The sequence below is a fragment of the Paenibacillus sp. J22R160 genome (assembly GCF_059692135.1).
In genome coordinates this window covers 181,885-195,625 of record NZ_JCAUAU010000010.1, presented here as the reverse complement: position 1 = coordinate 195,625, position 13,741 = coordinate 181,885, and the positions used below count along the sequence as shown (strand labels likewise).

General features: G+C 46.1%; 13 protein-coding genes. 5 read left to right on the top strand and 8 right to left on the bottom strand.

The window, feature by feature from the left end:
- Positions 1-535: 535 nt before the first annotated feature.
- From AC58UW_RS20705 to gpr, 4 genes are all read right to left on the bottom strand, one after another.
- Complete coding sequence (locus AC58UW_RS20705) at positions 536-691, bottom strand: hypothetical protein (protein ID WP_497422498.1); 156 nt, start codon at positions 689-691, stop codon at positions 536-538.
- On the bottom strand, positions 675-1,652 hold the full coding sequence (locus AC58UW_RS20700; RefSeq protein ID WP_497422497.1) for a TIR domain-containing protein: 978 nt from the start codon (positions 1,650-1,652) through the stop codon (positions 675-677). Before AC58UW_RS20700 ends, AC58UW_RS20705 begins: the two co-directional genes overlap by 17 nt.
- Complete coding sequence (locus tag AC58UW_RS20695; RefSeq protein ID WP_497422496.1) at positions 1,649-2,122, bottom strand: TIR domain-containing protein; 474 nt, start codon at positions 2,120-2,122, stop codon at positions 1,649-1,651. Before AC58UW_RS20695 ends, AC58UW_RS20700 begins: the two co-directional genes overlap by 4 nt.
- A 132-nt stretch (positions 2,123-2,254) precedes the next feature.
- Positions 2,255-3,253, bottom strand: a complete 999-nt coding sequence (gpr, locus tag AC58UW_RS20690; protein ID WP_497422495.1) for a GPR endopeptidase — start codon at positions 3,251-3,253, stop codon at positions 2,255-2,257.
- Between the two features lie 196 nt (positions 3,254-3,449).
- Here gpr and rpsT point away from each other — a divergent pair, with 196 nt between their 5' ends.
- Positions 3,450-3,701, top strand: coding sequence for a 30S ribosomal protein S20 (rpsT, locus tag AC58UW_RS20685; protein ID WP_028557986.1), 252 nt, complete (start codon positions 3,450-3,452; stop codon positions 3,699-3,701).
- Positions 3,702-3,779: 78 nt separating this feature from the next.
- Here rpsT and holA read toward each other — a convergent pair whose 3' ends face one another.
- The 3 genes from holA to AC58UW_RS20670 form a co-directional block, all read right to left on the bottom strand.
- Complete coding sequence (gene holA / locus AC58UW_RS20680; protein WP_497422494.1) at positions 3,780-4,799, bottom strand: DNA polymerase III subunit delta; 1,020 nt, start codon at positions 4,797-4,799, stop codon at positions 3,780-3,782.
- Between the two features lie 215 nt (positions 4,800-5,014).
- The gene (locus AC58UW_RS20675) at positions 5,015-6,232 is read right to left on the bottom strand and encodes an anti-sigma factor family protein (RefSeq protein ID WP_497422493.1); all 1,218 of its coding nucleotides are present in this window, start codon (positions 6,230-6,232) and stop codon (positions 5,015-5,017) included.
- Entirely contained in the window at positions 6,229-6,777 is a 549-nt protein-coding gene (locus tag AC58UW_RS20670) for an RNA polymerase sigma factor (RefSeq protein WP_145657049.1), read from the bottom strand. The genes AC58UW_RS20675 and AC58UW_RS20670 overlap by 4 nt, the downstream gene beginning before the upstream one ends.
- A gap of 300 nt (positions 6,778-7,077) precedes the next feature.
- Here AC58UW_RS20670 and AC58UW_RS20665 point away from each other — a divergent pair, with 300 nt between their 5' ends.
- Genes AC58UW_RS20665 through AC58UW_RS20650 form a run of 4 tightly spaced genes read left to right on the top strand, consistent with a single transcriptional unit; the run spans position 7,078 to position 11,104 of the window.
- Positions 7,078-8,610, top strand: a complete 1,533-nt coding sequence (locus tag AC58UW_RS20665) for a spore germination protein (protein WP_497422503.1) — start codon at positions 7,078-7,080, stop codon at positions 8,608-8,610.
- A gap of 3 nt (positions 8,611-8,613) precedes the next feature.
- Positions 8,614-9,723 carry a GerAB/ArcD/ProY family transporter gene (locus AC58UW_RS20660; protein WP_497422492.1) on the top strand — a complete coding sequence of 370 codons (1,110 nt, stop codon included), beginning with the start codon at positions 8,614-8,616 and terminating at the stop codon, positions 9,721-9,723.
- Positions 9,713-10,912 carry a Ger(x)C family spore germination protein gene (locus AC58UW_RS20655; RefSeq protein WP_497422491.1) on the top strand — a complete coding sequence of 400 codons (1,200 nt, stop codon included), beginning with the start codon at positions 9,713-9,715 and terminating at the stop codon, positions 10,910-10,912. Before AC58UW_RS20660 ends, AC58UW_RS20655 begins: the two co-directional genes overlap by 11 nt.
- A 6-nt stretch (positions 10,913-10,918) precedes the next feature.
- Positions 10,919-11,104: a hypothetical protein gene (locus AC58UW_RS20650; RefSeq protein WP_497422490.1), complete on the top strand. Its 186-nt coding sequence runs from the start codon at positions 10,919-10,921 to the stop codon at positions 11,102-11,104.
- A gap of 27 nt (positions 11,105-11,131) precedes the next feature.
- On the opposite strand, the gene AC58UW_RS20645 is transcribed toward AC58UW_RS20650, so the two are convergent.
- The gene (locus AC58UW_RS20645; RefSeq protein WP_497422489.1) at positions 11,132-13,663 is read right to left on the bottom strand and encodes a DNA internalization-related competence protein ComEC/Rec2; all 2,532 of its coding nucleotides are present in this window, start codon (positions 13,661-13,663) and stop codon (positions 11,132-11,134) included.
- Positions 13,664-13,741: the final 78 nt, after the last annotated feature.

Genomic DNA, 13,741 nt, shown 5'->3' with positions numbered 1-13,741 from the left:
CGCGTGGGCTTCGCCCACACGAAGGTAAAAGACTGAAAATTCAATTAATATAATTTTGATTATGTCTTGATGGATACTTCTACAAGCTTACACAAACTTCTTGACGCTACCGCGGGGAACGAATTAACGGTAGAAACTCCAGCTAAAACATCGCTACCCACCCTAAATCCTCCAATATCTACGAAATTAGAGGTAGAAAATCCAGTTATTTGAATAAAAGCAGCACATTCGCAGAAATTAGCAGGAGAAATCGGCGTTACTTAAAAGTACTCTAATCTACAACCCGTTCAGATCCGCGAAGACGCTCCATTGCTCAGTTGCCCAGTACCGCGAAGACGCTCCATTAAGCCGCATCAGCTAAAATAGCTGGAAAGTCATGAACTCCCGTTATACATCAGAGCCACCTCTCAGTGCAATTGTTAACAATAGAAATCCTGTTATACATTCTTGATCATAAATAAAGTGCACCCTCAGGCTAGTGTTATGAAAAAAGAAAAAGAACCCCATCAGGGGTTCTTAGGTCTTCCGTATAAAGTTAGGCTAGAGATTCGAAATCAAATGATCCTTTGGCTACGATTGTTACCCCGCTTGGTTTGTTAAGAACAGTAGGGCCGTTATATATCTTGTGCAAGCTCTTATCGGTAGCTTTGTGTGCATCCTTGGCGGTTAGTCGGTTACGAACTTTCTTCATGTGCTTCAGCATAGAGAATCCTTCCTTTCACAATGGACTTGAGTGAAGACACGAGCTTCGCATTTCTTTCCGATAACTCCATCATGACTTGATGGTGATTGCGTTGCGGTATATCCGCTCTTGTTTTGAAATGTATGGAGGAAACGATGGTAGGATGCAGCTTCACGCAATATATATATTCAAACTCGCCGTCTTCTTTATCCTTGGCTCGCCCGAGGTAGATGTTCGTATCTTTGCCGCGGTAACATTCCGCTAGATAGCTGGTTGGGTCATTCACATTAAAGCTGTGGTTATTGCTGACCTGTCCCGCACGGCCAAACTGCTGTAAAGTAACTCCGTCATCGAGAAGCTCAAACAGCGTTGCAGCCGTCACTTCTTGAAGCTCAATTATACCACAATTGGTATCAAATGTCTTATGGAATTTGTCTAGAACACGATCATAATCCACGTTTGAGACGCTCAGCGAATCGAGTGCATCAAAAAGGAAACTGCGGATGGCATCATTCTTTTTCATATCCGAAGGCTTCATACGTTTCTTATGCGCAGCAATGCTGCTCTTCATTGGGTAAAGATGAGGCCCTGCCAACTCTCCAATCTCTCGATTATTTTGCGTGTCATCGACTCGCAGCGGATTATAGCCTTCGAGGTATTCAGGCAGCTCGCACTCACTGGACATCACAATAAATGTCCTGCTGTGCCCTAGTTCACCAATACAAAGACCGATGAGTACCAAGAGATTGGCATAGGTCACCTGATGCTGCATGTCTTCGAGAGTCAGAATCAGCAGCGCAAAATCCGTTTCTTCAATATGCTTTTTGAGCATCCTTAATTTATGCTGGGATGCCGTCAGGACACCCTGGTTAATGACGGTGACATCAGCTGTGGAAGCTAGCTGCGATTGATAGAATTCCGCCCAAAGTAGACTTGCAGGCGAACAACCAATAAAAATTTTAGGTTTCATTTGACCCTCAACCCTAACTCCTTCAGCATTCGTTTCACGGTATAAGCGGCCGGTCCCAGTCCTGCCATCAAGCCGGAAGGATGATCCGCCTTATAGGTAAGCGGTGTCAAACCTAAAAGATCTGTGGCAATATGTAAGTCTTCTTTTTCCGGAATGAGAAAATAAGTTCTTTCTAGCCCAATTTGCCCGATGAATAAACCAAGCTCCAGAATAACATTATCGCGAACGGTGCTGACAACTGAATCTCTCAAAAGCGTTAAATCATTTGGTTGAAAGACAAAGATAGCGAAATCACTTGCTTGAGCCTGCTTGATCAGCGGGGCTAGTGTTGTATGTGAAGGCGGGAATAGTAACTGACTCCAAACTGTGACATCACAGGAAAAATGGAGGTTAGATTGCAAAGCCTCTGCTACCTCAATGCTTTCAGCAGACGACCCAATGAATAGCTTTGCCAGCTGCGAACTGCTCACAGAACCACTTCCTTATTTAAGGTGATCGTCAGTTACTTCGACGCCTGCCATCTTTTTCCTTCCAGTTTGGGCTAAAAGTGGGCAAAAGAAAGAACTGTTTCCACGAAGCTCGCAGACACAGTTCTGATTCGTTCAGTGCGTATAAGCCGCTACATTCTCAACGCCTACCGCATCGTGAAGGGCAGCATTCAGACCGCTGGCAATAATATTGGCGATGTCTTCGATAAACTGGTCAATTTCCTTCGGAGTAACTAACAAATCATGACCTACAGGGTTTAGCACCTCTTTGACGAGTTGAAGGCGCTCCTCTTCATGAATATTGTCCAGCAGCCCAAGTATCTGGCCCGTATTGTTTGTCTGTTCGCTAAAATGTTTTTGCATGAGGTCAAACGCGTTATTGACTATCGTCGAAGCATAAACGACCGTTGGGACGCCAATGGCAACGACAGGAATGCCAAGGTTCTCCTTGGTTAGCCCTTTGCGCTTATTGCCGATACCGGAGCCCGGATGAATGCCTGTATCTGCAATTTGGATGGTCGTATTTACACGATCAAGCGACCTGGAAGCCAATGCATCGATCGCGATGATGAAATCAGGCTTGGATTTTTCAACAATCCCGAGTACGATATCACTGCTTTCAATCCCCGTGGTCCCTAGCACTCCAGGAGCTACTGCGCTGACCGGTCGATAACCAGGACTTACATCCTCAGGCATCAGCTCAAAGTAATGGCGGGTGACCATGATATTGTCAACCACAAGCGGACCGAGCGCATCGGGTGTAACATTGGAATTGCCGAGTCCGATAACGAGCGCTTTGGCATTCTGGGGAATCCCGATATCCCGTAAAAACTGCTCGAATTCTTGAGCTAGCTTGGTCGCTACGCGGTCCTGCAATTGACTGTCTTTTTCGCGCAGTGCAGGAACTTCTATTGTTATATAATGTCCTAGGAGTTTGCCGAGGGCTTTGGAACCTTCTTCATTTTTCACATTGATTTTGGTAACGCGTATCCCATTTTCACGGGTCGACTCCTGTTCAATACCAGGTATCGGCTGCCCTTGGTTCGCTGCATGAGCCATATCCCTTGCATCTAGTGCAAGATCCGTATGTGTTGTAAAAGAGCTTAAGTCCATAGAAGTTCCCCTTTCTGAGGTGTGTTGCATCTTTTAGTGTGTGACGAATTTGAGGCCGTTATGCAAATGCAAAAACCACTGAAAACCTATTGACAGGTCTTGCATTTTCAATAGTTGCATGGTAGAATACTTAAAGTTGTCAGCAAACATACAAATGTAACGTTGAACCGTGTTTTGTAAGTAGGAGGTGAATTTCATGCCAAACATTAAATCCGCTATTAAACGAGTAAAAGTTAGCGAAAAGCGCCGTCTTCGTAACGCTTCCCAAAAGTCCGCTCTGCGTACTGCTGTGAAAGCTTTCGAAACAGCTGTAAGCCCAGAAGCTCTAATTAACGCTTCCAAAAAGTTAGACAAAGCAGCTTCTAAAGGTTTAATCCATAAAAATGCCGCTAACCGCAAGAAGTCCCGTCTGGCTAAAAAGCTGAACGCTCTTACGGCCCAAGCGTAATACAGGACATAAAAACAAAAGTCCAGTTCTCCTCAGAGAATTGGGCTTTTTTCCTTTTCCGTTTATGAAAAAACCTTCCTAGGCAGCCAGCCTAAGAAGGAACATTTCTAACCCTAGCACTTTATCAATTTTCCCTGTTTTCATCTGGAAATCAAGATCAGCCAGCTGGGACATGATACTGCTCAGTTTCTCAATATTATATTTACGCGCCTGACCTTCAGCCACCTTAACCGCAAACGGATGCAACCCGATCTGAGACGCCATTTGCTGCTGAGAATATCCTTGCTTGCTAAGCTCTTTCACCTGCAGCATGATGCGAAATTGCCTTGCAATAAGCGAGGCTATTTTAATCGGCTCTTCCCGTTGTTTCAGCAGCTCTTCTAGAATAACGAAGGCGCGTTCAAGCCTTACATTCACAATGTCTTCAATTAGAATAAATACGTTCTGTTCCGTGCTTCGAGCGACAAGCTGGTCAATAACATCGGTTGTGGCTTCGCTCCCAGCCCCCACATATAACGAGATCTTCTCAATTTCTGCGGATAACGATTGCAAATTGCCGCCTGTATATAGAATCAGTTGGTCCGCTGCTTCCCCAGTAAACGAGAACCCCCGCTGCCGTGCCCCAGCAGCCACCCACTGCTGCAGCTCCTCTGGATTTAGCGACAGGAAGGGAACTGCCGCCTCCATGTCTTTGAGCGCTTTAACGATCTTTTTGCGCTCGTCTAATTTATCCGCGTCTACAGTAAACACAACGACAGTATGCTCGGCGGGCGATTTTAAATAGTCGGTAAGACGGTCTAAGTGATGCTCAATCTTCGTGCTTTCCTTGGCGCCTGTAAAAAACAGCGCATTTTTGGCGATGACAAGCTTCTTAGGCACCATGAAAGGGAGCGTCTCCGCATCTTCAAGTACGGCTGATAGTGAGATTTCGCTTAAATCGAATTTACTCACGGCAAATTCCTTATGCTCCGGCTCAATGAGCGAATCTGTTAGCACTTGAATAAACTCTCTCATTTTATATTTCTCAGGACCGTAGCACAAATATACGGGTGCTTGCCGCCCTGCTTGTATATCTTTCAATGCTCTCTTTGCGTCCATAGCTGGCGTTCACTCCTCGCCTTCATTTTACCAACAACAAAGGGATTACGTCAAAGTCCTAAGACCTTGAAATAATCCCTTTGTCTGTCTATTTAAACACCGGTTAAAGGCTCTAGAAACCTTAGACCGTGTGGGCGAACCCCATAGCATTCTCCTGCTACCCTTTGTATAACATACGCAAGAGCCCCTCTAATGGTGCGTTCATTTCAATCTTTTTACGGAGTATCTTCTTTTTTGAGTTTCACATCGACGCGAATCGTATGAAGCGTGCCCTCGCTTTGGACTTGATAAAATAATTTATCATCCTTGGTCCAATCCACTAACGTAATCTGATCCTCAGGCTTCCAAACTTGCTTGGACTCGAATATAATCTCCAGGGTTTCGCTATTACGGATCACCACGTGATGATCTTCAACTGCCGCTGTCAAAGTCCCTGTTGCTGACTTCTTAAAATTATCAGTGACCGGTACGGTCGCAACATACATGCCAGGTACTGTATCTCTCTCTGTCCCTTTTTTTGCATTTGAAGTAGGAGTAGGCGTTGGTGAAGGCTGTGTAGTTGCAGTCTTCTGATCATTATCAGCTTTATTAGGAGCAATAGGCGCCGGATTCGGATTCGTTTGATTCTGATCCGCAGCTTTCTGCTCATTACCGCCTGTTGGCTCTGGATCTTTCATGCGTGCAGGCTCCGAAGTTGAAGGACCCGTGCGGGTTGCATCTTTGGAGTCCACCGGCGTGGACGGATTGATTGTATCCGGCTTTTCTAGTGGTGCATCTGTTGTAGCTTGCGGGCCCGCTGCATCTGACCCTGAAGATTGTGAGTCCTGTCCCGCTGCCGGATTAGATGTAGAAACAGCATCACTTGGAGCAGGTGACTCGTTAGCGCCGGGATTGCCTGAACCTTTCATTGGACCTTGAATTTCTCTATTCATCTTCAGCTCTGGTGCAGCCGAATCCTGATGGTTCACGGCTTGGTTAGATCCTGCCTTTGGCAGTATACCATCGGCGTTTTCCATCACAGGATGCTTCATGTTAAAAGCAAAGAATCCAAGAATGAGACCGGCGGCAACGACGCCACTTGCAAATTTCCAAGAGAACTGCGATCCAAATCGGCGTGTCCAAGGAAGTTTCTTGCGCTGTCCTTGTTCAATATGGCTAACTTCTGCGCTGAAGACAGCTGCCTTGTCAGTAATGGACGCCGCGGCTGCTCTATCAATCTCTGCTAGCTGCGGCAGAATGGCATCGACCAAGCTGTATGGAGGAACAACCTTCGGTAATTGGGCCAACTCACCCGACAATCTTTGTAAACGTTCAAACACTTGTACACAGTCCAAACAGTAGGCTAAATGAGCATGGAGCTCATCTTCCTCTTGCGAGTTCAGATCTCCATCCAGCTGCCTTTGCATAAGTTCCATCACCTCTTGACAATTCATCCCCGAACACCTCCTTTCTGATATTCTTGGAGCAACAATTGTAACTGCTGTCTAGCTCGAAATAAGTAAGACTTCACCGTATTGAGCGGTAAATTTAAAGATTCGGCAATTTCGTGATACGAAAAGTCCTGCAAATAACGGAGAACAACAACAGACCGATGGTGCTCGGGAAGCTTATCGATTGCTTCTCGAATATCTTTGGCTAAATAGCCAGACATAATTTCATATTCAACATTTTGCTCTGCAGTAAACGTCATATCATGCTCATCAATAGAAACCGTAGGTTTCGCCTTGCGAAATTTATCGATGCAGATGTTCGTTACAATCCGCTGTACCCACGTCTTAAACAACGCTTTTTCTTCGTATGAATTAATTTTGGTATAAATCCGAAGTAGCGCCTCCTGTGAAGCATCAAGGGCATCTTGTTCATTATTCAAAATATAATAAGCGGTTCGATAGACGTGAGACTCAATTTCTCGCAATAGGGTAATGAGTGCATCACGATCACCGGCCTGAGCTCTTTTAACCAGTTCGGGTGCTACCACTGGGATCCCTCCCTCTTGCAATCTTACAGACGCAGCAACGTCTCATAATGTTGCAAAATTTTTAGAATAAAAAATATTAAGGCTGTTTGCAACTTCCAGAATATCAAACTTTAACGAATAAATATACTTCTTAGACGTAAAAGAAGCGTGTTAGTTTAATCCATAGGGATAAATTCATTCGTCCCCTTTCTGATTTCGCTCAAAAACCGTTTATTTCTAACTAAAGTGGTAAATATTACAGAGAAGCTATAGATAAGCGGAGGGCTTGCCGTGTTCAAACAATTATTCGGAAGAAGACGCATGTCTCACAGCAGCAATACGAAAACTCCAGCAAGCCGTACATCCTCAAACCCTGCCAAAATCATACTGCCAACTCTGCAGGATAACTTGAATACAATTAGAACGCTGCTGCACCAGCCTAGCGACCTCATTATTAGACAGTTTACAGTTGGCCAGGAAGAGTATCCTTGCGCAATCGTCTGCATTGATGGCTTGGTAGATACAACGCTTGTTAATGAACAGCTCATTAATCCGATGCTTCATTCCGACCTACAACCTGTAGGCTCTGCCTTGGAACTATTAAACACCTTGACACAGCAAATCTTAACTACTTTTGAAATCGATACAGGTGAACTTCTAGACGAAGCACTCCTAGAGATCCTTTCCGGAAACACATTGATTTTATTGGACGATCTGTCCCAATACATCATAGTTACTAGCAACGGCTGGAAATCCCGAGGTATTGAGGAACCGCAGACTGAATCCATCATTCGCGGACCGAGGATCGGTTTCACAGAAGATTTACGAACCAATACCGCGATGCTTAGAAGACGAATAAAAGAAACCAATCTTGTTTTTGACACCTTTCAAATCGGCCGAAGGGCCAGAAGAAAAGTCATTGTCGCCTATATTGCCGATATCGTACATCAGGATCTAGTAAAAGAGGTTGTGCGGCGCATCAATAGTATTGATATAGACGATATTGAAGGTTCCGGTTATTTGGAGCAATGGATCACGGATAGTTTTCTAAGCCCGTTCCCTGTCATTTTGAACACAGAACGGCCTGACAAAGTTTCCGGCGCTCTCCTCCAAGGACGTGTCGCTATTCTAGTTGACGGCGACCCCTTTTCGCTCATTTTGCCGATTACGTTTTCATCGAGCCTTCAATCGCCTGAGGATTATTATCAAAACTGGCTGATATCCACGCTGACTCGGGTTCTACGGCTGATATCCGCCTTTATTGCCACCTTCCTGCCTGCGCTCTATATTGCTTTACTTGAATTTCATCATGGGATGATTCCTTCCAAACTTGCCTTTTCTATCGCCGGGTCGCGGGAAGGTGTACCGTTTCCAGCCGTTATTGAAGCATTCGTGATGGAATTCACGTTGGAGCTGTTACGAGAAGCTGGGCTGCGTTTGCCTAAACCCATTGGGCAAACGATCGGGATCGTAGGCGGCTTAGTGATTGGAGAGTCCGCGGTGGCTGCCGGTATGGTAAGTCCCGTCATGGTTATTGTCGTTGCTGTCACTGCCATATCATCTTTCTCCTTGCCTTCGTATTCATTTGCCATTTCCCTACGTGTCATGCGATTCGGCATCATGTTGTTCGCGGCGTTCCTAGGATTGTATGGTATCATTCTGGCTTATATCATGATCAACATCCATATCGTTAATCTTAAAAGCTTTGGAATTCCCTACTCCACACCTTTTGCGCCTCTGTTCATTCGCGACTGGAAAGATCTTGTCCTGCGCGCTCCTCTTCACTTCATGAAGAAACGGCCGCAAATGCTTCAAACTAAAAACGAGGACAGAATGAAAGTTAAGGAGAAATAAAGAATGAAGTCTTTTGAATACGGAGATAAAGAGATCAGCTTTTTGGATATTTCCATTACGGTGACATCTATGATTATTGGGGTTGGCATCCTGATGCTCCCTCGCGAGTTGGCGAAATCAGTCCATGGCTCGGACGGTTGGATATCTATGGTCATAGCAGGCATACTCGCCATTGGTGTCGCTTGGATACTTGCCAAAATTGCGACGCATTTCAGCGCCCAAGGCTACTACGTCTATGCTTCTGCCGCTGTTACGAAGCCTATCGCTTTCGCAGCTATTCTCTTGCTGTCGCTCTACTTTCTCTCCTTTTGCGCTTATGAAGTTAGGGCTATCGCCAATATTGCCAAACAATACTTATTTGAAACGACGCCTGTAGAGGTCATTGCCTTTGCTTTCTTAATGGTAAACGTGTATGCCGTTAGCGGCAGCCGCGTAGGTCTAATTCGTTTAAATATCTTATTTATACCGATCGTACTCTTTGTCACGGTCCTCGTTCTTCTCTTTAGCCTTGGCATGGTCGATGTGAAAGAATTAAAACCGTTTTTTACGACGGACTGGAAATCATTAGCCTCTGCGACGAAAACAACCGCTTTTTCGCTTTTAGGCTTTGAAGTCATCTTATTCTACATTACGATGATGAATCGACCCAAAGATGCTCCAAAAGCAGTTGCTATTGGTGTACTTATCCCTCTAGTGTTATATACGTCAATCTATCTCGTCTGTGTAGGTGTTTTTTCGCAGCTCGCACTGCCGGAAATCACCTATCCTGCCGTAGAGCTTGCTAAGGAAATGCAGATTCCTGGCGAATTCTTTGAACGGTTTGAATCCATATTTTTTACGATTTGGATTATGGCTGTATTTACAACAACTGTAATGGCCTATGATTGTACGATTTATGGACTTCGGTCTTTGTTCACCAAACCCAAGCACAAAACATGGGTATTTATCCTTAGTCCGATCATCTATCTATTGTGTATGTATCCGAAAAATTTGTCTGATTTTAGTAAAATGAGCTCCATCATTAGTTATACAGGTATAGTGGTGAGCATTCTGTTTCCAATTCTCATTCACGCGGTTGCCAAGCTTCGAGGAGTGAAGAGCGATGCTTCCTAGAAAATTTGTCTGCACGCTATGTCTCGGCTGCACATTGTCACTATTGACAGGATGCTGGGACCGCGTGGAAATTAATCAACGCGGCTTCGTTGTTGGAGTCGCTATCGACAAACCGGACGCGGACAACTCAAAAAATCTATACAAAGGCACTTATCAAATGATTGTGCCAGGCGGTCTAAAACAAAGCAGCGGTAGTAGCAGCGGACAAGGCAACAACATGAATCCGCATGCAGGACAAGCTTTTTTTAATATTTCGACGACAGAAAACTCGATGCCAGCCATTGCTGCCAGGATATCCGGAAGAACTAGCCGATCCCCTTATTTCGAGCACTTGAGAATTATCATCATTTCCAGCGAGGTGGCTAAAAATAAAGAGAACCTTCCCAATGTACTTGATTTTTTTCTACGGAATAGCGAAATGCGACGTGGTGTTCAAATTCTGATTGCTGATGGGAAAGCCTCGGATATACTCGGCACTTTCCCAAACAATGAATCGACGCCAATTGATTATATCTCCTCGATTGCCAAGAACAATCAAAAAACGAATTATATGCTTCCCGAATCAAGGATTGGCGATGTGCATGAATTTTTGATCAAACATGAAAGCTTTGTTCTACAAACAATTAAAAAGGAAGATGGGGGCGTAACGTTAAATGGAAGCGCCTTATTTGACGGAACCACCAAGCAATTCCTCGGTTTCCTAACCGGAGAAGAGACCCAAGGACTAAACTTTATTACGAAACGAGTGAAAGGAGGAATCATTGAGTCCAACATTGATGATCAAATCGTAGGTTTTAAAGTTGAACGCTCAAATCGGAAGTTTTATGTCCAACAAACAAGCCCGGGCCATATGAAATTTACAATTAAAATCATAGCTGAAGGAACTTTGGATAAATCTATCACAAACATCGATCCTTCTGACGGACAAACCGTAGAAACGCTTGAGAAAAGCTTGGAAGACAAGCTTATATCCACAACCTATAAAACGATCAAAAAATTACAACAATCCTACAAAAAAGATGCTTTGGGCCTCGGCCCCTATTTATTCCAGGATCATAATAACATGTGGAAACCCATCGCGGACAATTGGGATTCCGGAGAGAACTTGTTTACTCAAGCAGAGGTCGAGGTGCAGGTCAAAGTGATTATCCGGCGTATCGGCAATATTTTCGAATCAACTAAGGAGTAATGTACCATGTGGTCAACATTTTTAGGAGTTATGCCTTCTGGATTGGTCTTAATCTGTACAATCCTTTCTTTTGCTGTACCACTGGGTACTTATCTCATTAATCAACTCCTTCACAAAAACGGAGACCCGCCGTGGAAGCAGCAAAACGAAATTGAGCTGCAACAATCAAAGCCTCCAGAAGCCAAGTCTTAATAAGATAACAGGAAAGACGATTGCTTTTCAATCTACTTCATTGATTTTGGTGCGCGAAAATATGCCATCTTTGCGCACTTCCAACTGCACCTCCCCCATCTGATCCGTTCGAAAAATAGGCGTTCCGCTATTTCTCAACCGGTCCATGACATCTGGTGCAGGATGACCATACAGATTGCCAGCTCCAACTGAAATCACAGCCATTCGGGGCTGCCAATAATCCAGCCATTCCTGTGAAGTGGAGTGTTTGCTCCCGTGGTGAGCTATTTTTAACACATCAAGGCGATCTGCCGCCTCCTCCTTGTTCTGTTTCAGACGACTCAGGAGCGTCAGTTCCGATTCCTTACCCATGTCGCCCGTAAAAAGCCATTTCGTTCCCAGCATTTCCAGTAGGAGCACGACGGAATACTCATTTTGATCTTCCACAACCTCTGCATTTTCCACTGTTTCTGAAAAAGGATACAGCACCCGTAGTCGGGTTACAGGATCCAATTGAATCCATTCGCTTTGTTCTCCAGCAAGCATTGGAAATTTCCTATCTAGAGCAGTCCGGAACAATTTCTCTATGCCTTTATTCGGATTATAGGTACCATTGAACAGAAATTGTTTAACGGGAATTTGTTCGATTACAGCCTGAAGTCCTCCGCTGTGATCGGCATCTTCGTGGGACAACACAAGCAAATCCAACTGATGAATACCACGTTTTTTGAGCAAAGGAACAAGCAGCTTTTTCCCTACTTCATACGGATCTTTTCGTGCTTTCCACCCCTCGCCCGCCTTACTGAACGTAATGGTTCCTCCGCCATCTATAAGGATATTTCGGCCATACGGTGTTCGGATTAATATGGAGTCCCCTTGACCCACATCCATAAATTGAACAAGCCCAGTCCTCTCTAGTCGCTCAGGGGAATAGCCTATCCACAGAAGGATAAGGAATCCTCCTGCTGCAAGCCATAACCCGATTGCGTGTTTCCCGCTCTCTCTTTCTTGTAAACTCACTAACCTAATCGGGGGCTCATCCATGTTGTCACGAAACCTTTGCCGCCAAAATCCATAAATCCCAATCAGGAGCAGATAATAAAAACCGATCCATGGCAAGCTTGGGGTGGGCCAAATCTGTTTGAATACGTGCAGCTGCTGCAGCTTGTCTGTCGACCAAAATATGGCTTCGTTGAACCAAGAAATGAGCCACCCTATTCCTTTCCCTGCTGGCAAATACAGAAGTCCCGCAAGGACAGCCACAAGGCCAGCAGGAAATACAGCTAAGCTGATTACTGGAACCAGAACCGCATTAGCCAGCCAGGATAGCAAGGAAAACTGATTGAAATAGTAGATCGAAACCGGAAAGGAAACGAATTGCGAAACAAGTGTGATTGACGCCGTGTTTCTTAATACAGGGGAGGTTATCCACTCTTCTAGCAAATCAGTTACGCGCTGTACACCAAGAATAAGTCCAAGAGTGACTAGAAAAGAAAGCTGAAAGCTAACGTCCAGCAAGAAATAAGGATTCCACACCAGCATGATCCAAGCCACAATCGCCATGCTATGCAACACATCCTTCGTTACTCCTTTTCTTGCCGCGTACAGCGCCACCATAGCCATCAACCCCGCCCTAACAATGGAAGGAGAGGCCCCTGTCAGCAGAATGTAGAAGGGCAACAGCCAAAAGCATATGCGCAAATACGTTTCCTTGGTTAGCTTTAAGCGTCGCATGCCCCAGAAGCAGACGCCTAGAAACACAGCAACATTCAGCCCTGATACGGCTAAAATATGCGTCAGCCCCAGCTCCGAAAATTGCTGGAAGCGCTCTGGATCCAGATCAATGGTCAACCCGATCAGCATGCTCTTCATGAACCCCGCTTGCGGCGCGGGGAAGATCAGGTCCATGCGGCGGCTGAGGCTCTCCCGCAGCATGTCGTTCCAGCGCAGCAGCTGAACGCCGCTGAAGCCTGCAGCCGCAGGCTGCACCTGCGCCTGATCCACCCCTTTGGCCAAGAGCTGCCAATGGGTGCGGTGAAGGCGCAAATATCGGCGGTAGTCGAAGCCGCCGAAGTTGCGTGCCGGAGACGGGCTGCGCAGCGTCCCCGTAAGCGATAGGGCGTCGCCTCGGCGCCAAGCCGACGCCGCCTCCTGCTGCGCCTGCGCCAGCAAGCGCAGCGAGACCTGCACGCTTTCCCCGCCGAGCGGGAAAGCGCGGTCCTCGAAGCGGACGGACTCCGCTTCCACGGTAAAGCTGGCCCTGTCGCCGTCAACGGTGACAGGGGAACTGAATCGGCCGAGCAGCGTGACTTCGCGGCCGTCCAGGTTTTCCTGCTGCATGAGGGGCAGCAGGGCTGTGACGTTGCGCTGGTCGGTCCATTGGAAGTAGCCGTAGGCTACTCCGACCAGCAGGAGGGCGCACAGCGGCTGTCTGCCGGGCAGCCGCAGCAGCTGGATGACGACGATCGCGGCAAGCATTAGCGCGCTCGTCGTCATCGACAGCCACGGCAGCTCGCTGTAGAGCGCGAGCACATAGCCAGTTATCCACAGACAGCATCCTATAACAACTGGTCGTTTCATTTAACTGTACTCCTTCTTTCCGGCTATACAAAAAAACCTCATCCCGACAGAGCCTTGAACAGGCTGCTGCAGAAATGA